We start from the raw sequence: 24,029 nt of genomic DNA, 5'->3' as shown, positions 1-24,029 counted from the left end.
AAGATTAAATAAATCTTCATTTTGAAATAGCCTTTAATTTCAATATTATTTTATAATATCTATCAACTACATGCCACCATTTTCGAAGTCAAAGGATTCCTTTTTGTAAATTCATTAGCTTCTTGTATATTTCTAGCTTTAAATAAAAGTTTTCCTCCATTCTTATTTAAAACTCCACCACAAAGCATGTATTTCTGACCACCTATTTCTTTATCATCTTCTAAAAAATTTATACCTTCAAGTCCTTGCCCATCTGCCTTATACTTTAACTCAATGAATAAATCTTTGTTTCCCATTCTTTAACCCCCATATCTGTTCTCATATTTACATGATATCGAACATACGTTCAATTGTCAATATTATTTTATTTCATTACTAAAAATTATTATCAATACCTTTTAATTCACTGCATATCTCTTTATCTTTAAATATGTATATTCAAAAACAAATAAAATATAACTACTATTTTACATATAACATTGATAATATCTCTCCTTTGACTTATACTGAAAACGTATAATACTACTAAGAAGTTACTTGTGGGGTGATTTTATGTTTATTAAAAACTATGAACCTATGAACGAAAACTTATGGCAAGGAAGAATAGACAGTGACGATAATTTTGATGCTTTTAGATGGCATCAATGGATAACACCTCTTGATCTTCGAAGAGATGATCTTGAGCCTCTTGATGGACTAAATTTTGCACTTTTAGGCTTTTGTTGCCATGAAGGTGTAAAAAAAAATAAAGGTCGTATAGGTGCCATGAATGGTCCTATATCCATCAGAAAAGAGCTTTCAAATCTACCTTGTACTTTTAATCAATCGGTAAAAATTTTTGATGCCGGAGATATCATAGTTGAGGACATTTCTCTTGCTGAAGGGCAAAAGCTTTTAAGCGACTGCGTGTCTAAGTTACTAGATCTGAATATTTTTCCTATAGTTCTAGGAGGAGGACATGAGACAGCCTTTGGGAACTATAATGGGGCTCTATCTCATCTGGATAAAATATCTTGTAAACCTCGAATCGGAATTATAAATTTTGATGCTCACTTCGATCTTAGACCATATAATAACGAGGGAAGTTCTGGAACTATGTTTAAACAAATCTCTGATATTTGTCATGATAAAAACATGGATTTCTCCTATTTCTGTATTGGGATACAACAGCACAGCAATACAGTGGATCTATTTAAAACCGCTAAAAAACTAGGTGTTCAATACACCCTTGCGAAAGACATCCTATATAGTGATGGTTGGCAACTTTTAAGAGAGCTAAATACCTTTATGAGAAACCAAGATTATATATATGTAACTATTTGCTCAGATGTATTTTCTGCCTCTTTTGCACCAGGGGTTAGTTCTACGCAAACCTTAGGTCTAAACCCAGAAATAGTTATAAAACTACTTAAACATATTTTAAAGTCAAATAGGGTTATAACCTTTGATATATGTGAAGTGGCACCTAGATTTGATAAAGATAATATCACTTCTAACTTAGCTGGAGTAATCATCTTCTCCATTGTTAATACTCTTTGCAAATTACAAAACTTACAGCACAACTTTTTAACATAATTACATAATAAAAAAAGTCCTTAGTCTAAACTAAGGACTTTTTCACGATTATTATAGGGACTTTAAAATAGATTTGGCAATTTACAAGCTAAATTGCCACAATAAATATTCAAACTCCATACCCATGATATCATTCTCTTCACAAGTATTGAGCATTTTATCCTCTTCTTCACCATTAATATTCAGTTGCCAATTTACATATTCTCTCAGACCAATTGTTAACATTTTAACACACTCCTCCAGAAAATTTCTACTAGCCTTATGGCCTAGTAGTTATTGTAATTGATATTAAATATACATACACTTAGAAAACATCTATTATTTCCACTTAGATACTTAATAAATATAATTAGTTATTATACTTAAAAACCATCTCTAACTTTGTTTTTATTTTAACATATTTATTTCTATCCGAAAAGCCTTTTTCTGAATTTTCTTTTAAATTTTTTGGATATTTTCATTCATTTTTCCTATAGATATATAATTTACGAAGCTTTCTAAAATATATGTGTTTTTTATATAGATTTTTGTATATAATTTATATTAGGTATTCATTTATTTTTATACACATACAATGGTTATTAGGTTGATCTATAACTATGTTTTAATATACAAATTCATGAATGTAGTATTATATTTTATATAGGAGTTGTTATTATATGAGTTTTGATTTTTTACAAGATAAAAATAAAAAAGTTCACTTTATTGGTATTGGTGGCATTAGTATGAGTGGTCTTGCTGAGATTCTACTTAAAAACGGATATACTGTATCTGGTTCAGATATGAAAAATTCAAATATGGTTGAAAAACTTAGAAATAAAGGTGCATATATATATATAGGACACAGTGCAGATAACATACAGGATTCAGATTTAGTAGTATACACTGCTGCTATCAGTGATGATAATCCTGAGTTTCAAAAGGCAATTGAACTAAACCTTCCTATGATGGATAGAGCTGAATTCTTAGGCAGAATTATGCTTGGCCATAAATATAATGTAGCTGTTGCTGGTACTCATGGCAAAACAACCACAACTTCAATGCTTGCCCACATTGTAATTGAAGAACAAGTGGATCCTACCATATTAGTAGGTGGAGAATTAGATGTTATAGAGGGTAATGTTCTTGCTGGAAATAGTGATTACTTTGTTACTGAAGCTTGTGAGTATAAAGGATCTTTCTTAAAATTTCATCCTTATATAGGAATTATATTAAATGTAGATGCAGACCATTTAGATTTTTATAAGGATATAAATCACATAAAAGATACTTTTAATAAATTTATAGATATCATACCAGATGATGGTTTCCTTGTATGCAATAGTGATGATAGTAACGTTTCTGATATATTAAATAATCATAAATGTACTATAATGACTTACGGAATAAATAATGGTGAGTATAAAGCTAAAAATATAACTTATAATTCTCTTGGTTGTGGTTCTTATGATTTATATAAAAATGACCATATGTTATTTCCTATAGCCTTAAATGTGCCTGGAGAACATAATGTGCTTAACTCTTTAGCTGCTATATGTACATCCTTAGCTCTTAACATTTCTAATGAATCTATAATTAAAGGATTATCTAATTTTGGAGGAACTCATAGAAGATTTGAATTTAAGGGTTCTAAAAATGGTGTTACTGTAATAGATGACTATGCTCATCATCCAACAGAAATTCAAGCTACTCTTAGTGCTTGTAAAAATTATCCTCATAAAGATTTATATGTGGTATTTCAACCTCATACCTACACTCGAACTATAACTCTTTTTGATGACTTTGTAAGAACCTTCAATGGAGTAAAGCATTTATTATTAGCAGATATATACGCTGCTCGTGAAAAAGATACTGGAATTGTTAACTCAGTAAAGTTAGGCGATGCTATAAGACTTACAGGAGTTGATGCAATAAACTATCATAGCTTTGAAGAAATAGTTAATCACTTAAAATCAAAGGCCAAAGATGGTGATCTTATTATTACCGTAGGTGCTGGAGATATAAATGTTGTTGGTGAAATGTATCTAGCTAATTAATTTTATCTTATACCAATTAATATAGCTATCCTTTAATTAAGATAGCTATATTTTTAATATATAAACGAGGTGACAAAATGAAATCAAACTTTAATAAAACTGTGTACATAGTTAATGCCTTTACTCACAATGATATGGGTGGAAACAAGGCTGGTGTAGTTATTGATTGTGATGACTTATCCTCTAATGACATGGCAGCTATCGCAAAAGAAGTAAAACTTTCCGAAACTGCCTTTGTGATAAAATCAAAATGTGACGATTATGACTATGAGGTTAGATTTTTTACCCCTTCAACAGAAGTTGATTTATGTGGTCATGCTACCATCGCCACTTTCTATACCTTAGCTAAATTAGGCTTTATCAAACCAAGTACAAGTCCAGTAAAATTAAAACAAAAAACTCTTGCCGGTATTTTAGACATAGAAATTTATTTTGATAATGAAAAAATTGCCTATGTGCTTATGACTCAAACTAATCCTAAGTTCTATTCATATATTGATGATGTAAAAGAACTTTGTGATATATTAGGAATAACCTTAGAAGATGCTGGAATCCAAGGTCATGCATTAAGACCTATGATAATTTCTACAGGGCTTAAAGATATAATGTTCCCAGTTAAATCTCTAAATGCTCTAAAAAGAATAAATCCAGATTTTCAAGGCCTAAAAGAATACACAGATAACTTAAATTTAGTAGGTCTTCATGCCTTCTCTTTAGAAACTGAAAATTCTAAAAGCACTGTTGCAACTAGAAATTTCGGTCCTAGTGTAGGTATCGATGAAGAAAGTGCTACTGGCACATCTAATGGCGCATTATGTGCATACATAATGAAACATAACATACTTGATTTTAAAGATAAACTAACCATATGTTGCGAACAAGGTTATTACATGAATAATCCAAGTGAAATCATCTGCACGGGTGAAGCTATTAATAATGACTATTTAATAAAAGTTGGTGGCATAGGAAGTATAGAAAAAACTATAGAGGTGACTTATAAATAGTCACCCCTTTCTTTTTTTACTTAAATAAAGATTTTAAATTTGATCTCTCCTGTTGTATCTGACTTTTTACATTTGATGATGGATTAAACAAAGAGTCATACCTAAATAGTAATATTCCTTTGTACTTCTTTAACTTTCTTGAAGCTTCCACCTGTCTTTTTAATATATCTGTACTATTTCTCCACTCATCCTTTCCATTACCTGCCCAAGTATCTTCACTACCAACTTTATATACAGATAAACCTATATATAAATTTACTGTAGATTCAGCAACAAGACTATCAAACTCTTCAATAACTTGTTGAAAATTGCTATTATCATTTAAAAAGCCATAATATATTTGTGGACAAATATAATCAATATATCCAGGGTTTTGAATCCACTTCTTCACATCAATAAATTGGCTATTATAGTTATTATCCATAGAGCCTTGTGGACTTATTCCAAAGACTACCTCTGGGCTTATCTCTTTAACAATTGAATAAACCTGCCTTACGAGAATATTAACATTTTCACGTCTCCAACTCTCTAAATCTAAATCTCCTCCTGAACTTGTATACTCGCCATAAGCTTTACTATCTATAGACACATCACTAGATGGATAAAAATAATCATCAAAATGTATTCCATCAACTTCATAGTTCTCCACTATTTCTTTTACTCCATTCACTATAAGTTGCCTAACTTCTTCTTTGGCAGGATTATAATATATTCCACCATTACATTTTATTATATTATCACTACCATCTTTTATCCATTTGCTAGCAGGATTCTCCAAAGACAGTGGCAACTTAACACTATCACTTCTAACTCTATAGGGATTAATCCAAGCCTCTACTCTTATATTTCTTAAATGAGCTTCCTCTATAATAACTTGAAGAGGATCATATCCCGGAGCATTACCTTCTATGCCCGAACAATATATAGACCATGGATAATATTTAGATTGATATAAGGCATCAGAAAAAGGTCTTACATGTACAATTAAAGTATTCAACCCCATAGATTCTACATTATCTATTGCTTGTGATATATTTTTTCTAAATTCATTTTCATTTTTCCCCTTAAGCATAGCTGATAAATCTAAATAAGATAACCAAATTCCCTTTATCTCATCATAATTTATAATTTCTCTTTCTTTATTAATTATTTCATGGCTACTATTATCAATATTATCAAAGCATATAATCCACACTAATCCCACAATAACTAATATAATTACTCCTAAAGTAGCAAGATTCATTTTATTCATTTATGCTCCCCCTTAATTTAAGAATAATATATACCTATGCTCATAATCTAATCTATAGAATTTAATTATAGTAAATATATCTATTTATACCTGGAAAACTTCTTCCAAAGTTCATCAACTTCACTTTGCTCTAAAAAACTAGATAATATTCTATAATCCCTTTTCCCCACGTAAAATATAATCCCTTTATTATCCCTCATTGCTTTATTTACATCTCTAAAATAAAGAGTTTTTGGTTTTTCATTCATATTGTTATTTATACAAAATTTATCTTTATATACTTTTATATATTTAAGCTCATCAATGCTTCTTACTTTTTTAGTAACAAGACCTGTAACTATTAATCCTACTATAAAAAACACTAATAAAAATCTCCCATAAAAAAGATTGTTCCTTATAAATAATCCTATTGTAATTATGAGTAAAAGACTCGATAAAAGTATACTATTAGACAATTGCTTTCTCATATATCTTTTAGAAGCCTCACTAAACCTATATTCCTTCATCTTTTGTACTCCTCCTTTTTTTAATGACAATAATATTATGTAAATATATATTAAACTTTTTGTATTCAGTAACATCTTTTATTATTTACAATATACTGATTTTATAATACCTTTTATTGGTCTTTTAAAAATAATATATAATATCGCAAAACTTTTTGCATAAAATATGTTGACAACCTATTAAATATATCATATAATAATTTTTGTCGGCGGGGTGTGGCGCAGATGGGAGCGCGCGTGGTTTGGGACCATGAGGTCGCAGGTTCAATCCCTGTCACCCCGACCAAAAGGAACATGAATGTCATGTTCCTTTTTATTTTACTATATATGTTTTTATTTACTATAGGAAGATAGTGTTTTGTAACTAGACCTTAAATCTGCTATAAGAACAATGTCTTTTTTTAATAATATATCATTTGGTGAAAATTATATGCATTACTAAAGAAACAATATATATTAATATTATAGTTGTATGAAACTTTCTTATTTGGCCCCTCTTATCTCTATAAATAAATTTATTTATAATTCCAGTAGCTACCATTATTAAAACACACACAAAGGTTGCAATTCCCCAAAAAGAAAAACTTTCCTTATAATTCATTATTAACATATGAATTATTGAAGAAATAAATGCACCCACTCCAAACACCCCATGGTTTTCTTCTAAAACATTATTTATGTTAATAGTTTTATTTATTATGCCTCTATGTTTTTTCTTTGACAAACCTTTAATAAACTTATTATAAAACCCTAAAGATACTACTCTTGACAATGCTCCTAAAGTAAATATAACCGAAATAACCCCCCAAAACTTACCTAAAAGATCCATAGTTTCCCCCCTTTATTTTACTAATACATTATATGTTTTTAATTTTATTACATTCTTTCTTATTACTTTTTTATTAGTAGTAAAAGGTAGTTTCCACATTATATTCATTACTCTTTACATTAAAAGTTTTATTTGTTATGTTAATATGCGGGGGTGATAATATATGTTTAAAAATATAGACGCTGCAATTTTTGATATGGATGGTACTATAGTTGATTCTATGTGGGTATGGAATAAAATCGATACGGAATACCTAGCTAAACATAATTTAGATGTGCCTCCATCATTAAATAATGACATTGCTCATCTTAGCTTTAATGAAGTAGCTATTTACTTTAAGAATTCCTTTAATTTACCTTATACCTTAGAAGAAATTAAAGAGCATTGGAATGACATGGCTTATGAAGCTTACTGTAATAAAGTGAAACTAAAGCCTGGTGTTAAAGAATTTTTTAACCTACTTAAAGAAAATAATATAAAAATTGCATTGGCTACTAGCAATAACACTTTACTTTTAGAAGCTTGCTTAAAAGCTAATGGAATATATGAATATTTTGATACAATAGCCTTAACTAATGAGGTAAAAAGGGGAAAAGATTTTCCAGATGTATATCTTCTAGCAGCAAATAAATTAGGTGTTTCTCCTGATAAGTGCATGGTTTTTGAAGACTTACTTCCAGCCATTCAAGGTGCTAAAAAAGCTGGTATGAAGGTTATAGGCGTATATGATGAACATTCCCTAGAGCAGCACAATGACATGAAAGCTTTAGCTGATGATTTTATATTAGATTATGTTAGTTTTTCTTTAGCTATATAATAATTAAAGGTAGTCTTAGTAAGAATTAAATTATCTTCTAGGACAACCTTTATTTCTTTTATGTATATTTTAATTCACAATAGGACCGGTTTCAGCATTTATCAGCTGAATTAAATCCCTTGGTCCTATTTCTACTTGAAATCCAATTTTACCACCACTTACAATGATTTTATCTAGATTCAGGGATGAATCATCAATTACAGTATTATAATTTTTCTTCATACCTATAGGCGAGCATCCACCTCTAATATATCCCGTTATCTTAAGCATATCACTAACTTTTATCATTTCTACTGACTTTTCTCCTACACGCTTTGCCGCCGCCTTAAGATTCAGTTCCTTTGCCACAGGAACTACGAATACATAAAAATCTCCACTATGGCCTTTTGTAACAAGAGTCTTAAATACATTCTCTACTGCTACTCCAAGTTTATTGGCTACTGATATTCCATCTACAGCACTATCCTTAACCTCATATGTATATATATTATAATTTATATTACTATTATCTAGTATCCTCATCACATTAGTTTTAGTATTAGCCATTTATTCATCAACTCCTCACATAGAATTATATCACTAAACTTTTACTAGTTTTATTAATATTACTTATTAATTTTACTAAGTCTATTTCATAAATAAAAGGAATATATTTATACTACCAAACTCTTTTATGGAGGTACATTCGTGATAAAAACTTTTTTCATTTATGTCCTACTTCTTACCTCTGGTGGATTAGGAATTTTATATTATCTTTTAAATGATAAATATAACAAACAAAATATTCAAGTAAGAGTTCTAACAAAACAAAATAATAGTTTAACATCTCAATTAAACACTATTAATAAGCCAAATGAAACTTTAAAAGTTTACTCTAGACCTATTAGATTTAATACTGGTGAAACAATAAAACGGTGCTCTCTTTATATCTCACCTCTCAGTAATAGTCCTATACTCCGCTCCATCCCATCTAACTCAAGGGTAGCAATTCTTGATGGAGTTGAAGCTTTAGAAACCTTATGGTACGAAGTACGCCTTATAACCTCTGACACAGTAAATACAAAGGGTTTTGTTAGACAAGAATTGATTAAAGAACTTCAAATTATAGAAACTCACATTATAAAAAATTAAATCTTTCTCTAAAAGAAATCAAATTATTCATAGTATTATTAAAATTTTTAAAAACAAAACGACCAGGATATACTTGGCCGTTTTATTCTTTAAAATTATTTATCCATATATTCTCTTGTAGGTGGTAGATCGTTTTTAGCTCCTTTAGTAAATAGCATTTGATGTAAATCTACAACTCCATTATTAAATGAAGCCGCACAAGAACATAAATATATTTCCCACATTCTTATAAATCTTTCATCTACCAATTTTTTAATTTCATCTATATTATCTTGAAAATTTTTATACCAATAAAGCAATGTTTTCTTGTAATGAAGTCTTAAACTTTCTACATCTATAGTACAAAACTTATGCTCACAAGCAGTATCCATTATTTCTCTTATACTAGGAATTACACCGCCTGGAAAGATGTATTTTTTAATCCATGGGTCTCCTTGAGATTCATGGATACTACTTATATAGTGTAATAAAAACTCACCTTTAGGATTTAATACTTTACTTACATTATCAAAGAATAAACTGTAATTTTCTCTTCCAACATGCTCAATCATACCAACACTAACTACTCTATCAAAGGTCATACCTGAATCCTTTAATTTTCTATAGTCTAAAAGCTTAACTTGTAGATACTCCCTTAGGTTTTCCTTCTCAATTAGCTCTGAAAACCCCTTATATTGTTCTTCACTAAGGGTTATACCAACGCCATGGATTTTATATTTTTTAGCAGCTTCTACTAATAAATACCCCCAACCACATCCAATATCTAATAAGCTCATACCTTCCTTTAAATTAAGCTTATTAAGTATATGATATATTTTATTCATCTGAGCTTCTTCTAATGTATCATTATCATTTTTAAAGTAAGCGCAAGAGTAACTCATGGTTTTATCAAGCCATAACTTATAAAAATCGTTTCCTATATCATAATGAGAACATACCTCCTCCTTTTGATGCTTTAAAGAAGTAGAAGTATGCAGTAGCTTTTTAAGACCTTTTATATCTAAGGTAAACTTATCTATGTTACTTAATAGCGTATCAAGAGCATAGTATAGATCTCCTTCTATTAAATCTATATCTCCATTCATATAAGCTTCTCCTAAAGCGAGAGAAGTACTTTTTAGCAAATCAGTTTTATTAGGTAATTTTCTTATAACTATCTTAAACTTAGGTTCACCTTCACCTATAATAAATTTCCCTTCGTCCTTATATTTTACCGAAAAAGGAACTGTATCAAACTGTTTTAAAAATCCTTCAATTAAACTTTTTTCTATTGCCATAATTTCCTCCACTAATTAACAAAATCTTTTTATATTATGGACAATATTTTCTATAAGAATACAAAGGTTACTTATTGTTCACAAATTCCCTTTTGGGATTCCTTTCTAATTTTTTTAAGTGCTTTTTTAGAACCTCTTTCTATATCATGTTCTAACTTTCTTTCCTTATAAGCTATAAAAATCTGATTTAAGTCATAACCTTCAGGATATAACTCTGTAGCACTAACCTCTAGCTTTAACCTCTTATAATTCACTTCAATAAAATCACCATCTAAAAATACAATTATATTATTAAATTCATCTTTTTCTTTATATACAACCCCTGGTAACTTCTTATCTAGAACAATAACTCTATCACCTTTTTCATAGTTATAGGATTCTTCACTATAATTATCAACTTCTTTATTTCTATTAATCTTGCTATCTCTTAACAATTCATAGTTATAACTTTTAGTTTCAATATATTTTCTTGTTCTATCTATTATTTTATCAGCTATACCCATTTTTTTTGAAATATAAAGGGCATTACTATTTCCACTCTTCCCAATAGAAATCTTATATAGTGGATCTAAGGTCTCTCTTTGGAATTCCATGGCTGCATTTTCAAAATCAGGATGATTCTGAGAAAAGTTCTTAATCTCTCCATAATGAGTAGATGCTATGGTAATGCATCCTTTATGATAAAACTCCTCTAGTATCGCAATAGCAAGTGCTGCTCCTTCATTAGGTTCTGTACCACTTCCTATCTCATCCAAAAGAAGAAGGGTATTTTTATTACTCTCCTTTAAAATTCCACTAAGATTCTTAACATGAGATGAAAATGTACTTAAAGCGTTTTCCACACTTTGATCGTCTCCAATATCCACAAATATTTTCTCAAATATGGCTATTTCGCTTCCTGATTCAGCACCTATATGAAATCCACTTTGCGTAGCTAATGTAAGAAGTCCCACTGTCTTTAACACCACTGTCTTCCCCCCTGCATTAGGTCCAGTTATAATCAAGGTTCTATAATCATCCCCTATATTAAAATCTAGCGGAACGGCATTTTTAATTAATGGATATCTACCCTTAATTATATTTATATATCCATGATTATTTAGAATTGGCTGTATTCCATCTATATCTTTACTATATTTTGCTTTTGCTATAATCATATCATATTCTGCAATGACTTCTATATTTATCTTTAACTCTTTAATCCTCTCAAATATCATATCAGTTAATGTTGCAAGTATTCTATACTCTTCCATGGCCTCTTCTGATTTTAGTGTAGTTAACTCCGTAGTATACTTTGATACAGAACTTGGCTCTATAAATACAGTAGTCCCTTTAGAAGACACTTCTACAATAGATCCTTGAACTTGATTCTTATAGGAAGCTTTTATAGGAATTGTATATCTACCATTCCTTTGACTTATAAAAAATTCTTGAATATATTCTTTATTGGCACTACTTCTTATAAACTTATCTAACCTTTCTTTTATCTTTTCTTCACAACTTTCTATATGTCGTCTAATTCTCTTAAGTTCTTTACTAGCATTAGAATCCACTATGCTTCCTTTAATTGAAGTCTCTATTTCCTCTTCAATATATTTTAATTCTGTGATACTTTTACCATAAGCACTTAAAGTTGGCGCATATCCTTCTTTATCTTCTATAAAAATTTTAACCTTTCTGCATCCACGCAAAAAATTATCTATTGTTGTTAGCTCTGATGGTTCAAGCACTGAGCCTTTTTCAATCTTATCTATCAAAGGAGCAATATTAAATATTCCCTTTAATGGCATGTGATAAGAAGCATCAATAAGGTTTCTACCTTCAGATGTTTCCTCTAACATTCTTTTCACTTGCTTAATATTATTACTAGGTTGAAGTTTATCTAGTAACTCTCTTCCTAATCCACTTACACAATAAGATTTAATAATTTCTTTTATTTTATTATAATGTAATTTTTCCAATGTACTAATATTCATTTTCACGATTCCTTTACTTATTATTAAGTCCATGAAATCCTTCATAGATTTCCAAAATAAAAAAAGCCATGGATACTCCCACAGCTTTAAACTTGCCATTAACAGAGATAGCTATAGCTATCCTAAGGTAAATTTCGTGGACTTGTATCTTTAATAGTTTTAATTAATCCCACAACAAATAAAGGTATATACTACCCAAATTTTTAAGATTAATATTTAATTACTATTTTAAATACTAGACACTCACAAAAATACCTCTCTCTCATTTTCGAAATCTATGTAACTTAATGTTAAAGCATTATTTATAAAAAATCAATACATTTTTTAAATCAAATATATCCATTAATAAAATATTTTCTTTTCCATTGTTTTACTTATATGTAACATATGCTATAATAATTTTATTACTTGTATTTTATTGAAGGAGGGTTAAGTATGTTATCACTTACATTTTTTATATTTATGCTAATATCACTAGGATTTCTAATATACTTTAATTATCATCCTCATGGCTATAAAATGCCTATAGTTAAGACTATTACTAGTCTATTATTTATTGCTATATGCGTATCTAGCTATAAAATTCTTTACTTCAATACCCAATACTTCATATTTATACTTTTTGCATTAATAACATCTTTAATTGGAGATGTATTCCTTGCCTTTAATACTAATAAAGATGATGAAGTAAGCAAAATGTTTGTATATGGATTAATTAGTTTTTCTATTGCTCATATATTCTTTTCTTTAGCCTTTGCTACTCTTACCCCTGTGCTAATTTGGCATGTTCTATTATTTATTCTAATTTCAATAATCTCTATTCTATTTTTAAATCTAATAAAAGGCTTTGATTTTAAGGGAGCCTATAAACTAGTTGTTACTTATTCAATTATAATTAGTTTTATGGTTACAAGGGCATTATCATTAACTCCCTTAATCCATGAAAACTTTTTAAGTACTATACTTATAATTATAGGTGCATGTCTCTTCTTTTTATCTGATTTAATTTTGTGTTTTATATACTTTCATAAAAAATCACCATCTTACATGACAGCATTGAACTTGTTATGTTACTATGTAGGACAAGGTCTTATAGCTCTTAGTTTAGCTCTATAACAGCTTTACAACATAAGCAGTATAAATTCTATAAATAAAAAATAGATATTAGTATAGTTTTATTAATATCTATTCTTTATTTGCTCCAACCTATGTATATATTCTAATTTTCTTTATCCTATTCCTATCTATATCTTCAATTATAAATCTATAATTACTATAAATTATTTCTTCGCTTATATTAGGGAATCTTCCTAGCACACCTATTATAAATCCACCTATGGAATCAAATTCCTCGGACTCAATTTTTGTTCCTATAAGTTCATTTATATCCTCTATTCTAACACTTCCTTCAACTATATACTCATCTTCCTTTACCACATATATTTCTGGTTCTTCATCATCATATTCATCACTTATATCCCCAACTATCTCCTCTATTAAATCTTCAATAGTTACAATTCCAACGGTTCCACCATATTCATCAAGGACTACTACCATATGCTGCCTATTTTTATTCATATCTTTAAATAGCTCTGTAACCTTTCTAAACTCATAGGTATAGGTTATTTCCCTCATATAGTTTTTCAAACTAAATCCCTTAGTATCTTCCATAAATATAATATCCTTAACATTTAATATCCCCACTATATTATCTATAGTATTTGAATATATAGGTATTCTTGAAAACCCTTCTTCCTTTATAACTGAAATAATCTTATCCAAACTTTCCTCTATATCTAAAGCTATTATGTCTACCCTTTGAACCATAACATCCTTTGCATAAAGGTCTCCAAATTGAAATACATTATGAATCATATCCTTTTCCTCTGACTTTAGTATACCTTCCTCTTCACTAACGTCCACCATAGTTTTTAATTCATCTTCTGTTATAAATGGTTTATTACTATCACTTTTCCCTCCAAGTAATTTTATAAAGAACTTTGATATTGTAGTAGTTATGATAACTACTGGTTTAAGCATCTTACTTACAATAAATATTGGATTTGCAACTCTTAGTGATATTTGCTCAGAATTTTGTGAAGCTAAAGTTTTTGGGGTAATCTCACCAAAAATAAGTACTACTATAGTCATTATTATAGTACTTATAGCCACACCTCTACTTCCAATAAGATTAATAGCTAAAACCGTTGCTAAAGAAGATGATGCTATATTCACAACATTATTCCCAACTAAAATTGATGCTAATAAGCTACTAGGATTATCAGTTAATTCCTTAACTCTATTAGATCCCTTTATGTTTTCCTCTACCATATGTCTAACCCTTATCTTGCTAATAGACATTAAGGCAGTTTCTGATGCAGAGAAAAAGCTAGATAGTATTATTAATATTATTAATCCTATAATCTGTATATATATTATTGAACTCAAACCTACTCCTCCTCTCACTTAACTAATATCTACTTCAATTGATATTAAACAAAACTTTAAAAGTAGTAATGAAATAAAATATATATCTTAATTATGCTACATTTCACTCTAAAATATTATCTAAAAGGTTTTATAAGAAAAATATATCTTTTAATAAAATATATTTTTAAAAATCATAATAAAGGTGTCACCAATATATTAGAATAATCATAATATGTAGTATGCCTCTAAGGTATTGGAGGGAAATAAATGAGTAATATGTATAGTAACTATAATAATTATAATGATGCTTATGAAGACTATGAGAATTATGAATGTTATCCTAACTATTCTAATTATGAATATGATGCCAATGATAACTATATGAACCACAATAACTGTAGTAATAATTCTAATGACTCTTGTAGACACAAAGAGCAAACCCATGTTCATGAATATACTGGTAGTACAATAATAGCTTCTGAAGATTGTTCAGTTCATAACCATCGATTTGCTGGGGTAACTGGTGAAGCTATTCCTTACCGTAACTCACACGTCCATAAGCTTCAAACAAATACTGATTTCTATGATCACTTTCATGAAATTTGTGATACAACTGGACCAGCTATTCCGGTTGGCAATGGAAGACATGTTCACTTTGTAAAAGGAAGAACTTCTGATGAAGATGACCATACTCATAAATATATGTTTGCGACTTTAATTGAATCACCAACTCTTTGTAACCACAAAAGATAATATATAAAGTTATTTAACTTAAAATAGAATAACTACAACCTAGTAAATTCCAGGTTGTAGTTTAAATAATATTCTCTATACATACTCTAGCTTCATAAGATTCCCTTTTACAATTTGTCCCCCCCAGGTACTTTTAAAGGAATGAAACTAGAGTTTATACAACCCAAAACTTATTAAAATCCCTGTAATATAGTATTGCAGGGATTTTATTATACAGACTATTCATCAATAATCTTTGTACTACATAGGATTTGGGGACTTTATTTATAGCTTCTCTTTATTAATTAACTTATTTATCGAATCCTCTACTCGTTTTTTTCGTGTTTCTTCCTTTTTAGCAGAATCTATATAATCCACATATTTCTTCTGATTAGAGTAAGATAAACTATTCCAAAAATCATATACTTCATTAGATTCTTCAATTCTTATTTTAAAATCTTCAGGAAGATTAATTTTTCTTTCTTCCTCATCCTTTTCAACTGTAACTTTAACATAATCTCCAATATCTTTATTTATCTTTTTTCTTATATCTTTAGTTACACCTATTATGTGGCACTCTGTTCCCATTTTAACAATAGATCCCCTATATGGCACCCCATCAAAAGTAGCTTTAACTTTAACCCTCTTAGCTCCAAAAATTTCTTCTACATTAAAAGGTATCTCTATATATGCTCCACCTTTTCCCATTGCTTCTTTAAGTTGTCCTTCAAACTTCTCCATTATATTATTCTCCTTTATATATGAAATAAAATATTCACTATAACTTCGATATGTTATAACATAATATCATATACTAATTATAATAAAATCTCACTTAGGAAACTATACAAATATTCATATAGGAAACTATTTACATATAAGCCTATTTAACTATATAACTAGTTAACTATATAACTAGTTAACTAGTTGTTTTATTCATGCGGGTTTCTGGGATTTTGCTGTTTTATAACATGGTTAAATCCATGTTATAATAGGGATAATATTTAATACTCTTCTTACCTATTTAACTACTATAAAATAGCCTAGCTAAGATAAATGAAATTATTATTCTACTTATCCTAACTAGGCTTATTAAATTAAAATATTATTTACATAGATCAATAATTACTTGAGTAAATATTTTAGCACTAAGTAGAAGTTCATCTACTACTGCAAACTCATCATCCCCATGTAAATTATTATCAGTACCTGGCATTGTACATCCAAAAGCTACTCCATTATTAATATGGTGAACATAGGTACCTCCTCCTATGGCTATACATTCTCCCTTTTGTCCACTATATTCTTCATAACATTTCAAAAGAGTTTGTATAAACTCGGAGTTTTCATCAACATGATGAGCTGGGAACATATCATCCCTAGATAAGATTATATTATCCTTTGCCATATTGTCTCTTAAAACATCACGCACATTTTCATTAGTTGCACAAAGTGGCGCTCTACAATCAAAGGTTCCACTTAACTCTGAAGTAGTATATTTAAATATATTTAAAGTTATAGTTAATTCACCAGATAAATCATCACTCATCTTAACACCACAAGCTTCCCCCTTGAAATCTCCATGTGGGAATAACTTACTAACAGCACATAGCTTCTTAAATCCTTCACTATTAGCGCATGGCATAGATGTAAGTAACTGTAACATTCCTGTAAGAGCATTATTTCCATTTTCAGGAGTAGACGCATGTGCTCCTGCTCCCTTGGCCTTAATAACCCAGCTTTCACCGTCTTTATCAAAGGTGAATTTTAAATTTGTGCTTTTTGCTGCATCTATACAATATTTATTTATTTCTTCCTCTGAGAAGCCTTCCACAACTGCAATTGCAGTGTCTGGAACTACATTAACCTTAACTCCACTTGTCATAGAAACTACTCTTGGTAAATTGTTATCTTCTTCAAACTTACTTTCAAAGGGACTATGTAGTCCTCCCTTTTCAATATTTATAACAGGAAAGTCTGCATCAGGTGAAAAGGTCATAGGTGCTTCTTTCTCTTTTTTATAGTAATATGCTATATCAGAACTTCCACATTCCTCATCTGTTCCTAATATAAGACGAACATTTTTACTTAAAGGTATATTTAAATCTTTAACAGCCTTTAAAGCATATAAAGCTGCTAATGCTGGTCCCTTGTCATCAGCTGAACCTCTTCCATATAATTTACCATCTTTCATTATTGGCTCAAAAGGTTTTGTAACTGTCCAATCATCACTAACCGGTACTACATCTAGATGGGCTAAAATATCTAATTGCTTTTCTTTATCATTAAAATCAATAGCTCCTACATAGTTATCATAATTTGTAGTATTAAATCCCATACCTTCTGCTAGCTCTAAAGCAGCCTTAAGAGCCTTTGCTGGGCCCTCTCCAAAAGGCATATCTTCTTTAGCCTCTGATCTATCACTTCTTATTCTTATTAAATCACATATGTCATTTAACATTTCATCCTTATGATTGTGAAAATATTCTTCTATTTGATTTTTATACATCCAAATCCCACCTTTATTTTAAAATTTAACTATAATTCCATTCTAATACTAAAATTGTTTTATTTCCATAGATGTTACAGTTAATTTACGCTTTTCGTTTCTTACAAATTTATTAATATTTATTCTATATCCTATAAATATAAAATATAATATATATAATAAGATATATAAAGTAACTATCTAGATTTTATTATATAGATAGTATTACTTACATTTTAAGTATAAGGAGAATTTAAGATGTCAAAGAAATTTTTTAAAAAATTAGCTATGACTATAGGTATTTTAACATGTATATCTATACCTACAACTGCTTTTGCAGATATTCATGGTGAATATCCAAGTGGTGAAATTCTAAGCTTTGGTTCTGATTTAAGTGATAGTCAAGAAGCTCAATTAAGAAAGTACTTTAAAGCTCCAGACAATATTGAAGCTATATATGTAGACAGTAAAATGGCACTAAAACAATTTGGTCTTGATGAAAAAGAATTAGCCAATTTTACAGGTGGATGGTATTCTAGTGCCTATGTTAAGCTATTACAAAAGGAAAATGGCGTAACAGTAAACTCTTCTAACTTAACACTAGTAACTAATGATATGCTTGCAAATGCATTAATTACTTCTGGAATATTGAATGCAGAGGTTACAGCCTCAGCTCCTTTTGAAGTAACTGGAGAATCAGCTCTTGCTGGAATCCTTGCTGGTGCTGAGAATATAATGGGTGGTGAGTTATCTACCTCTAATAAAAAAGCAGCTCAAGAGGAAATAGACGTATCCCTAGACTTAGCTGAAGAGATAGGGGATACAGAAGCTTCTGCAATTATCAACGAAGTTAAAACAGCTGTTATAAAAGACAAGCCTTCTAGCGAAGAGGAAATTAAAGAAATTATTGAAAAAGTTGAAAAAAAATATGATGTAGATATAAGTGCTACCATTCAAAACAATATGGTTGCATTAATGTCTAATATAAATGACCTAGACTTAGATTATTCTAAACTTAAGGATACCTTAGACAAAAGTGCATCTAAATTTAAAGATGAAATGGAAGCTCTAGGAAAAGAACTTAAGGATTCAGGCTTCTTTGATAAACTATTTAGCTGGATTAGCGATTTCTTCAGTTCACTTTTTAACTAAAATAAAGATTTAATTAAAAAAATAAACCGTACCTTTTAGGGTACGGTTTATTTTTTTATAATTTGTTAGTAAACTCTATCATATGATTATATAATTTATCTATGTTATCATGGTTATCCACGTAGAATTTATATAGTTCATTATAGGATACATTTTTTATAGTTTCTTCACAGTTTCTAAAGCCTTTTAAATAGTTATAAAACTCAGATGATATTTGTGGTAAAAATCCAGCATCTACTGAGTTGTCTATACTTACACTATATAAATTTTCATTATAAGGCTCGCTTATAGTCACTAAGCATTTACTCATATATTTTCCTAAAAGCTCTATAAAGTTAGTAAATTCCGCCTTAAAATTTCCTTCTGAAGTATCTGGTTTTTCATTATTCCTATCTATAATATTATCTAAGTTTTTTAAAACCTTTGGTATTTCTGATATAACTAATAATAAACTTCCCTTATCAAATTGTGCTCTTTTCATATACACTCACTCCTTACTAATAATTTAAATTTATTGCTTTATTAATGGCAAATTAAAAAACCTCTTAGCTACTAAAACTAAAAGGTCTTAAATCTTATCTATCATAGATTAAATCACACCCTTCCATCTCTCGTAGAATTATAGCGTAAAAAATAGGCAGGTGTTCTGACTCAAGTATCATTATTTTCTTCTGCCTTCCCATAAAAACAGTGGCATATTAGAAGAAAACTCCTCTCTTACAGCGGCGGGACCGTGTGGGATTTTCACCCAGCTTCTCTTTTAATCAGTTATAGGAAAATATAATCGAACCCATCTTCCATAATATTCAATTGTTACTATTATATTATACCCTTCTAATTTTCATGTCAAACCATTAATTATAGCCCTAACCATTGTTTTTCCTCCAAATTAGAAGTTTTAGTAGTTCTTTTAATGTTTATTGTTAAATATCTAAATTTAACTAATTATTTCTAATATTATCTAACACATCTTTAATCTTTTTATCACTATATTCTTCTAATTTCAATAGCTCATCATATGGATTTCCATCTAAACCTAAGTGTTTTGCAAAAGCCGGTTCTGTTTTCAATCCATTTTTCTTAAGGATAACAACCTCTTCTCTAGTTCTTTCTCCACCTAATCTAAGTATTCTATCTTCCACTACCATATGCCTATAACCATTCTGTTTACAACTATCCAATGACTGAGCATATATTTCTATTTCAATATCCTCCACATAAAAGTTTACAGTTAATATTGTCTCATTATCTGTACTATTATTACTTATATGAAATTTACTGAACATAGAATACCTATCTTCTACTATCTTCTGAAATTCCTTAAAATTATAAACTTCACATACTATATCTAAATCACTGTTTTCTATATCAATATTAATAGGTATAGTCCCTACTAATATTGGATTAAACTTTCTTAAAACATTAAATATATCTAGCTCCTTAAGTACTTTATATGAATTTTGTTGTTTTCTATTACCATGTTTAAGGTAGTTTATATTTATAAAATCTTTATTGTTCATACTAAATTATCCTCTTAACTATGTTATTCTTCTATTTGACTAATTTTTCAAACTTTAATGCCTTATTGTATTTTGGAAGGTGTAGTTTCTTTTATATATATTAATCCATCAAACAAACTTTTAGGTATATATTGAAAGCTTTTTGGAATACTCTCATCATAAAATGCAGTGATAAGACTAAAAGTTTGATTCTTTGATAATATTTTTGATACCTCTTTATTCTCAGATGCTGAATTGAAATCTAAAAATGATATAGGTATCTGAGTTTTATCAAATTTTGATGCTAAATATTCAGGACCATTATTATCTATATCAAATCTTGTCATAGTCCCAGTAGACATATCATTAGATGCATTAAAACTTCCCCTAGAGAATTCAAATCCTATAGAATAATACTTATCTCCATACATTTCCTTTAAATTTTTACCCATATATTTAAAATTGCCGTCCATAGATGATACATGTAAATTATGTGCCCATAGCATAACCTTATCATTTCCTAATTTGCTTTCATACTCCTGTATCCATTTAATATTGGCCGCCATATATTTATCTCTCAAATTGTTTGCTATATGCGATTGTACCATTTTATTATCATTTTTATTAACTTCTATATTATATTCTGCACATTGGGATATGAGGTTCAGATTCCATATAGCTAACTCATACTCATTCTGTAAGTTGTTCTTTAAGTACTTTTCTTTTGTATTCTCCATATCTTTCTTAATTTCATTTATATTTAATAGGATACTATCAAGTTGTTCATTTGTAAGAACTTTAATATCGTTTCTATAAATTGTGTTAAGAGTATCTTCTTCTGCCTTAGTCTGTAGCTCTTTGTCTAGTTCCCCTAAATAATAACTAAGTTTAGGAAGTGTATCGATTATATTCTGCATATCAAATCCATAAAATCTAATCTTTTCTTTATGAGATGGCTCATCATTATATTCCTTGATCCACTTTATCATATCTTCTACTTCTTCTGTTCTCCATACAGCAAATTTAGTAGCTTCTAAAGCCTCTTCTAAGCTACCTTTATCATTTAAAATATAGTCATTTATGACTTGTCCGCCACCCCCGTCACATTCCATAGCAAAAACTCTATATCCCATTTCTTCTACTAAAAATTCAAAGAATCTATGCTTCATTTTAAAGAATTCACTAGTGCCATGAGTTGCTTCCCCCATGGCAACTATTTTTTTATCTTTTAATATATCCTTAAGTGGCATTAAATCTTTAAAGCCATTACCAGCTTCTACTGTACTTATTGGTATTACACTTTTTTTCAAAGCCTTTACTTCTGGATTTTCATTTACCTTTGAACAAGCTGTTAAACAAAGAATAGATATTAAACATGTTGATATAAGTTTTAGTTTCTTTTTCATGTTAAAGCACCCCCTTAATGAATTTATTATAAGAAATTTTCTCTAATATAAGCTGCTACACCATCCTCATCATTACTTCCTGTAATATGTGATGCACATTCTAAAATTTCTTTAATTGCATTTGATACTGCTATGCCTTGTCCACAATGTTTTATCATTCCTAAGTCATTAATATCATCACCAAATGCAGCTACCTCTTCTAGGCTTATATTTAAATATTTAACGATTTCATTAATGGCATTAATTTTTGTGGCATCTCTATGAGCAAATCTACACCAATCTTCTCCAACGTAAGTTAGAAAACTACATTGTGGATATTTAGAGGCTAGCTCCTCTGCAGCTTTACTTTCGAAAACCTCCACAGTTATTTTATAGGTCATACATTTTAGTGACTTGGAATAATCATTATATTTAGCATGAGTATAATCTTCACCGAATTTATTTATCTCTTCACTATTGGAATAATATCCACTTTCAGTTTCAACAGTTATTTCACCAATATTTGAACTCATCACACAATCTTTAATTAGGGAATCAGATACCTGTGCTGATAACATACATTTATAAATAACTTCATCTTTGCACTTTGCTAATGCTCCCCCATTAGAAATTACAATATCAGGATTAATTAATTTAATATAATTTGCAGCAGCTTGCTCTGAACGGGCTGTAGCTATGGCAATATATATTCCTTGCTCCTTACATCTTTTTATAATATCTAAACTATAGTTAGAAATGCTTTTATCCGTCCTTAAAAGGGTTCGATCTAAATCAGTTATAATCAATTTTATCTTCTTCTCCATATTAATCCCCCAACTAAATTAATTTTCTTTATTAATGCTTAAATTATAGTAATTTAAATCCTCTCTTTTCTCCCATTCCATAGATCTCCAAAACCTATTTCCAACTTCATTATTAGTAAATACGACTAGTGCAGCTTTATTTATTCCTTCACGTTTTAAGGCATTAATAACTGAATTGACTAGCTTTTTCCCAATACCTTTTCCTCTGTATCTTATATCTACAGCAGTATGATAAATATATCCTCTTCTGCCATCATGTCCACATAATATACTTCCTATTATTTTACCATCATCTTCAGCTATAAAATTAGTAGTAGGGTTTCTCATTAGAAATTTATCTATACCTTCTTTAGAATCATCTAAATTTCTTAGACCCATTCCAGGGGTAGAAGTCCATAGTTTAAAAATATCCTGGTAGTTTGAAATTTTCATTTCTACTATTTCCATATTAAGAACCCTCCATATTTTTTTACTACCTTATTTAAATATGTATAATACATCTCAACACTAATTATCTTAATATAGCTTGAATCATATTTCTTTTATCTTGATAATATTCTTTGCTCTCTTTAGACATTTTATTATAGCTTCTTTCAAGTTTGCTTTTAACAAACTCTAACCCATCATCAATATTCAGTTTTCTTTGAACAAATGCCAAATAAAATAGTGATGGCAATGTATCGTAATGAGAAATAGCATCAGCATCAGCAACGCATATTTCTTCCTTAGTTGTTTTTTCTTTTAATACACTTCCACGGTGATTTAATATACATAATTTAACTAACTCAATTTTATCTGTTGGATAATTATATGATTTTAAGATTTTCTCTGCCATATTTGCACCATGAATATGATGATTTTCGTATAACTTATAATCTGTGATTGAAGCTATATCATGCAACCATCCTGCAATTTCACATACCTCAACATCTGCTTTATATAGTGTAGCTAATTCAACTGCATTATTCGCTACGCTTTCAATATGTTCATAACTTCCAACACCAAAAAAATTATTTGGACTTTCACATCTTCTTTTTACATCTTCCTTTATCTTCTCAATTATATTCCTTTCCATTTTTCCTCCATTCACCAAGCTATATCACTTATTAAAATATA

The 24,029-nt window shown here is 29.2% G+C and carries 25 protein-coding genes, 1 tRNA gene and 1 riboswitch; of the genes, 9 read left to right on the top strand and 17 right to left on the bottom strand.

The window, feature by feature from the left end; translation table 11 throughout:
- Positions 1-62: 62 nt before the first annotated feature.
- Entirely contained in the window at positions 63-296 is a 234-nt protein-coding gene (locus B3B03_RS02025) for a hypothetical protein (protein WP_346848836.1), read from the bottom strand.
- Between the two features lie 256 nt (positions 297-552).
- On the opposite strand from B3B03_RS02025, the gene hutG reads away from it, so the two are divergent.
- Complete coding sequence (hutG, locus tag B3B03_RS02020) at positions 553-1,575, top strand: formimidoylglutamase (RefSeq protein ID WP_346848835.1); 1,023 nt, start codon at positions 553-555, stop codon at positions 1,573-1,575.
- Between the two features lie 81 nt (positions 1,576-1,656).
- Here hutG and B3B03_RS02015 read toward each other — a convergent pair whose 3' ends face one another.
- On the bottom strand, positions 1,657-1,800 hold the full coding sequence (locus B3B03_RS02015; RefSeq protein ID WP_156964321.1) for a hypothetical protein: 144 nt from the start codon (positions 1,798-1,800) through the stop codon (positions 1,657-1,659).
- A gap of 434 nt (positions 1,801-2,234) precedes the next feature.
- Here B3B03_RS02015 and murC point away from each other — a divergent pair, with 434 nt between their 5' ends.
- Together murC and B3B03_RS02005 are read left to right on the top strand one after the other, a co-directional pair.
- Complete coding sequence (murC, locus tag B3B03_RS02010) at positions 2,235-3,611, top strand: UDP-N-acetylmuramate--L-alanine ligase (protein ID WP_346848834.1); 1,377 nt, start codon at positions 2,235-2,237, stop codon at positions 3,609-3,611.
- A 77-nt stretch (positions 3,612-3,688) separates the two neighbouring features.
- On the top strand, positions 3,689-4,615 hold the full coding sequence (locus tag B3B03_RS02005; RefSeq protein ID WP_346876355.1) for a PhzF family phenazine biosynthesis protein: 927 nt from the start codon (positions 3,689-3,691) through the stop codon (positions 4,613-4,615).
- 16 nt (positions 4,616-4,631) lie between these two features.
- Here the strand turns inward: B3B03_RS02005 and B3B03_RS02000 are convergent, their stop codons facing one another.
- Together B3B03_RS02000 and B3B03_RS01995 are read right to left on the bottom strand one after the other, a co-directional pair.
- Entirely contained in the window at positions 4,632-5,867 is a 1,236-nt protein-coding gene (locus tag B3B03_RS02000) for a glycoside hydrolase family 10 protein (protein ID WP_346876354.1), read from the bottom strand.
- An 80-nt stretch (positions 5,868-5,947) separates the two neighbouring features.
- A complete protein-coding gene (locus B3B03_RS01995; RefSeq protein WP_035132531.1) occupies positions 5,948-6,373 on the bottom strand; it encodes a hypothetical protein in 426 nt (141 codons plus the stop codon).
- A 210-nt stretch (positions 6,374-6,583) separates the two neighbouring features.
- Between B3B03_RS01995 and B3B03_RS01990 the strand changes: the two genes are divergently transcribed.
- Positions 6,584-6,659 (top strand) — tRNA-Pro (locus B3B03_RS01990).
- Positions 6,660-6,785: 126 nt separating this feature from the next.
- Here the strand turns inward: B3B03_RS01990 and B3B03_RS01985 are convergent.
- Positions 6,786-7,202: a hypothetical protein gene (locus B3B03_RS01985; RefSeq protein WP_346848830.1), complete on the bottom strand. Its 417-nt coding sequence runs from the start codon at positions 7,200-7,202 to the stop codon at positions 6,786-6,788.
- Between the two features lie 163 nt (positions 7,203-7,365).
- Between B3B03_RS01985 and B3B03_RS01980 the strand changes: the two genes are divergently transcribed.
- Positions 7,366-8,019: an HAD family phosphatase gene (locus B3B03_RS01980; protein WP_346848829.1), complete on the top strand. Its 654-nt coding sequence runs from the start codon at positions 7,366-7,368 to the stop codon at positions 8,017-8,019.
- 69 nt (positions 8,020-8,088) lie between these two features.
- Here the strand turns inward: B3B03_RS01980 and ybaK are convergent, their stop codons facing one another.
- Positions 8,089-8,565 (bottom strand): Cys-tRNA(Pro) deacylase, encoded by a 477-nt coding sequence (gene ybaK, locus B3B03_RS01975; protein WP_346876353.1) that lies wholly within the window; start codon positions 8,563-8,565, stop codon positions 8,089-8,091.
- Between the two features lie 141 nt (positions 8,566-8,706).
- Between ybaK and B3B03_RS01970 the strand changes: the two genes are divergently transcribed.
- Positions 8,707-9,150, top strand: a complete 444-nt coding sequence (locus B3B03_RS01970; protein WP_346848827.1) for a hypothetical protein — start codon at positions 8,707-8,709, stop codon at positions 9,148-9,150.
- Between the two features lie 95 nt (positions 9,151-9,245).
- Here the strand turns inward: B3B03_RS01970 and B3B03_RS01965 are convergent, their stop codons facing one another.
- Both B3B03_RS01965 and B3B03_RS01960 read right to left on the bottom strand, forming a co-directional pair.
- Complete coding sequence (locus tag B3B03_RS01965) at positions 9,246-10,427, bottom strand: cyclopropane-fatty-acyl-phospholipid synthase family protein (RefSeq protein WP_346848826.1); 1,182 nt, start codon at positions 10,425-10,427, stop codon at positions 9,246-9,248.
- A 71-nt stretch (positions 10,428-10,498) separates the two neighbouring features.
- The gene (locus B3B03_RS01960; protein WP_346848873.1) at positions 10,499-12,403 is read right to left on the bottom strand and encodes an endonuclease MutS2; all 1,905 of its coding nucleotides are present in this window, start codon (positions 12,401-12,403) and stop codon (positions 10,499-10,501) included.
- A 435-nt stretch (positions 12,404-12,838) separates the two neighbouring features.
- Here B3B03_RS01960 and B3B03_RS01955 point away from each other — a divergent pair, with 435 nt between their 5' ends.
- Positions 12,839-13,519, top strand: a complete 681-nt coding sequence (locus tag B3B03_RS01955) for a lysoplasmalogenase (RefSeq protein ID WP_346848825.1) — start codon at positions 12,839-12,841, stop codon at positions 13,517-13,519.
- A gap of 90 nt (positions 13,520-13,609) precedes the next feature.
- Here the strand turns inward: B3B03_RS01955 and B3B03_RS01950 are convergent, their stop codons facing one another.
- Positions 13,610-14,851 carry a hemolysin family protein gene (locus B3B03_RS01950; protein WP_346848824.1) on the bottom strand — a complete coding sequence of 414 codons (1,242 nt, stop codon included), beginning with the start codon at positions 14,849-14,851 and terminating at the stop codon, positions 13,610-13,612.
- Positions 14,852-15,214: 363 nt separating this feature from the next.
- Between B3B03_RS01950 and B3B03_RS01945 the strand changes: the two genes are divergently transcribed.
- Positions 15,215-15,586, top strand: coding sequence for a YmaF family protein (locus tag B3B03_RS01945; protein WP_346848872.1), 372 nt, complete (start codon positions 15,215-15,217; stop codon positions 15,584-15,586).
- Positions 15,587-15,850: 264 nt separating this feature from the next.
- Here B3B03_RS01945 and B3B03_RS01940 read toward each other — a convergent pair whose 3' ends face one another.
- Entirely contained in the window at positions 15,851-16,306 is a 456-nt protein-coding gene (locus B3B03_RS01940; protein WP_346848823.1) for a YdeI/OmpD-associated family protein, read from the bottom strand.
- Positions 16,307-16,670: 364 nt separating this feature from the next.
- Positions 16,671-18,074, bottom strand: a complete 1,404-nt coding sequence (pepV, locus tag B3B03_RS01935; RefSeq protein ID WP_346848822.1) for a dipeptidase PepV — start codon at positions 18,072-18,074, stop codon at positions 16,671-16,673.
- A gap of 237 nt (positions 18,075-18,311) precedes the next feature.
- Between pepV and B3B03_RS01930 the strand changes: the two genes are divergently transcribed.
- Complete coding sequence (locus B3B03_RS01930) at positions 18,312-19,205, top strand: DUF1002 domain-containing protein (protein ID WP_346848821.1); 894 nt, start codon at positions 18,312-18,314, stop codon at positions 19,203-19,205.
- A gap of 55 nt (positions 19,206-19,260) precedes the next feature.
- Here B3B03_RS01930 and B3B03_RS01925 read toward each other — a convergent pair whose 3' ends face one another.
- The 6 genes from B3B03_RS01925 to B3B03_RS01900 all read right to left on the bottom strand — a co-directional run bounded on the left by B3B03_RS01925 (position 19,261) and on the right by B3B03_RS01900 (position 23,988).
- Positions 19,261-19,686, bottom strand: coding sequence for a hypothetical protein (locus B3B03_RS01925; RefSeq protein ID WP_346848820.1), 426 nt, complete (start codon positions 19,684-19,686; stop codon positions 19,261-19,263).
- A 138-nt stretch (positions 19,687-19,824) separates the two neighbouring features.
- Positions 19,825-20,014: riboswitch (cobalamin riboswitch) on the bottom strand.
- A 132-nt stretch (positions 20,015-20,146) separates the two neighbouring features.
- Positions 20,147-20,725: a DUF4269 domain-containing protein gene (locus tag B3B03_RS01920; protein WP_346876352.1), complete on the bottom strand. Its 579-nt coding sequence runs from the start codon at positions 20,723-20,725 to the stop codon at positions 20,147-20,149.
- Between the two features lie 62 nt (positions 20,726-20,787).
- Positions 20,788-22,110 (bottom strand): erythromycin esterase family protein, encoded by a 1,323-nt coding sequence (locus B3B03_RS01915; RefSeq protein WP_346876351.1) that lies wholly within the window; start codon positions 22,108-22,110, stop codon positions 20,788-20,790.
- 26 nt (positions 22,111-22,136) lie between these two features.
- A complete protein-coding gene (locus B3B03_RS01910) occupies positions 22,137-22,913 on the bottom strand; it encodes an HAD family hydrolase (RefSeq protein WP_346876350.1) in 777 nt (258 codons plus the stop codon).
- An 18-nt stretch (positions 22,914-22,931) separates the two neighbouring features.
- Positions 22,932-23,360 carry a GNAT family N-acetyltransferase gene (locus tag B3B03_RS01905; protein ID WP_346876349.1) on the bottom strand — a complete coding sequence of 143 codons (429 nt, stop codon included), beginning with the start codon at positions 23,358-23,360 and terminating at the stop codon, positions 22,932-22,934.
- Positions 23,361-23,424: 64 nt separating this feature from the next.
- Entirely contained in the window at positions 23,425-23,988 is a 564-nt protein-coding gene (locus tag B3B03_RS01900) for an HD domain-containing protein (protein WP_346848816.1), read from the bottom strand.
- Between the last annotated feature and the right edge of the window lie 41 nt (positions 23,989-24,029).

The sequence above is a fragment of the Clostridium sp. UBA5712 genome (assembly GCF_002419845.1).
Classification (GTDB): Bacteria; Bacillota; Clostridia; order Clostridiales; family Clostridiaceae; genus Clostridium_J; species Clostridium_J sulfidigenes.
The sequence above is the reverse complement of the archived record's forward strand: the minus strand, read 5'-3'. Positions and strand labels throughout refer to the sequence as shown.

Excerpts from the sequence above, each read along its gene's own strand:
- B3B03_RS02025 (WP_346848836.1), bottom strand. The coding sequence starts at position 296 with ATGGGAAACAAAGATTTATTCATTGAGTTAAAGTATAAGGCAGATGGG.
- hutG (WP_346848835.1), top strand. The coding sequence starts at position 553 with ATGTTTATTAAAAACTATGAACCTATGAACGAAAACTTATGGCAAGGA.
- B3B03_RS02015 (WP_156964321.1), bottom strand. The coding sequence starts at position 1,800 with ATGTTAACAATTGGTCTGAGAGAATATGTAAATTGGCAACTGAATATT.
- murC (WP_346848834.1), top strand. The coding sequence starts at position 2,235 with ATGAGTTTTGATTTTTTACAAGATAAAAATAAAAAAGTTCACTTTATT.
- B3B03_RS02005 (WP_346876355.1), top strand. The coding sequence starts at position 3,689 with ATGAAATCAAACTTTAATAAAACTGTGTACATAGTTAATGCCTTTACT.
- B3B03_RS02000 (WP_346876354.1), bottom strand. The coding sequence starts at position 5,867 with ATGAATAAAATGAATCTTGCTACTTTAGGAGTAATTATATTAGTTATT.
- B3B03_RS01995 (WP_035132531.1), bottom strand. The coding sequence starts at position 6,373 with ATGAAGGAATATAGGTTTAGTGAGGCTTCTAAAAGATATATGAGAAAG.
- B3B03_RS01985 (WP_346848830.1), bottom strand. The coding sequence starts at position 7,202 with ATGGATCTTTTAGGTAAGTTTTGGGGGGTTATTTCGGTTATATTTACT.
- B3B03_RS01980 (WP_346848829.1), top strand. The coding sequence starts at position 7,366 with ATGTTTAAAAATATAGACGCTGCAATTTTTGATATGGATGGTACTATA.
- ybaK (WP_346876353.1), bottom strand. The coding sequence starts at position 8,565 with ATGGCTAATACTAAAACTAATGTGATGAGGATACTAGATAATAGTAAT.
- B3B03_RS01965 (WP_346848826.1), bottom strand. The coding sequence starts at position 10,427 with ATGGCAATAGAAAAAAGTTTAATTGAAGGATTTTTAAAACAGTTTGAT.
- B3B03_RS01960 (WP_346848873.1), bottom strand. The coding sequence starts at position 12,403 with ATGAATATTAGTACATTGGAAAAATTACATTATAATAAAATAAAAGAA.
- B3B03_RS01955 (WP_346848825.1), top strand. The coding sequence starts at position 12,839 with ATGTTATCACTTACATTTTTTATATTTATGCTAATATCACTAGGATTT.
- B3B03_RS01945 (WP_346848872.1), top strand. The coding sequence starts at position 15,215 with ATGAACCACAATAACTGTAGTAATAATTCTAATGACTCTTGTAGACAC.
- B3B03_RS01940 (WP_346848823.1), bottom strand. The coding sequence starts at position 16,306 with ATGGAGAAGTTTGAAGGACAACTTAAAGAAGCAATGGGAAAAGGTGGA.
- pepV (WP_346848822.1), bottom strand. The coding sequence starts at position 18,074 with ATGTATAAAAATCAAATAGAAGAATATTTTCACAATCATAAGGATGAA.
- B3B03_RS01930 (WP_346848821.1), top strand. The coding sequence starts at position 18,312 with ATGTCAAAGAAATTTTTTAAAAAATTAGCTATGACTATAGGTATTTTA.
- B3B03_RS01925 (WP_346848820.1), bottom strand. The coding sequence starts at position 19,686 with ATGAAAAGAGCACAATTTGATAAGGGAAGTTTATTATTAGTTATATCA.
- B3B03_RS01920 (WP_346876352.1), bottom strand. The coding sequence starts at position 20,725 with ATGAACAATAAAGATTTTATAAATATAAACTACCTTAAACATGGTAAT.
- B3B03_RS01915 (WP_346876351.1), bottom strand. The coding sequence starts at position 22,110 with ATGAAAAAGAAACTAAAACTTATATCAACATGTTTAATATCTATTCTT.
- B3B03_RS01910 (WP_346876350.1), bottom strand. The coding sequence starts at position 22,913 with ATGGAGAAGAAGATAAAATTGATTATAACTGATTTAGATCGAACCCTT.
- B3B03_RS01905 (WP_346876349.1), bottom strand. The coding sequence starts at position 23,360 with ATGGAAATAGTAGAAATGAAAATTTCAAACTACCAGGATATTTTTAAA.
- B3B03_RS01900 (WP_346848816.1), bottom strand. The coding sequence starts at position 23,988 with ATGGAAAGGAATATAATTGAGAAGATAAAGGAAGATGTAAAAAGAAGA.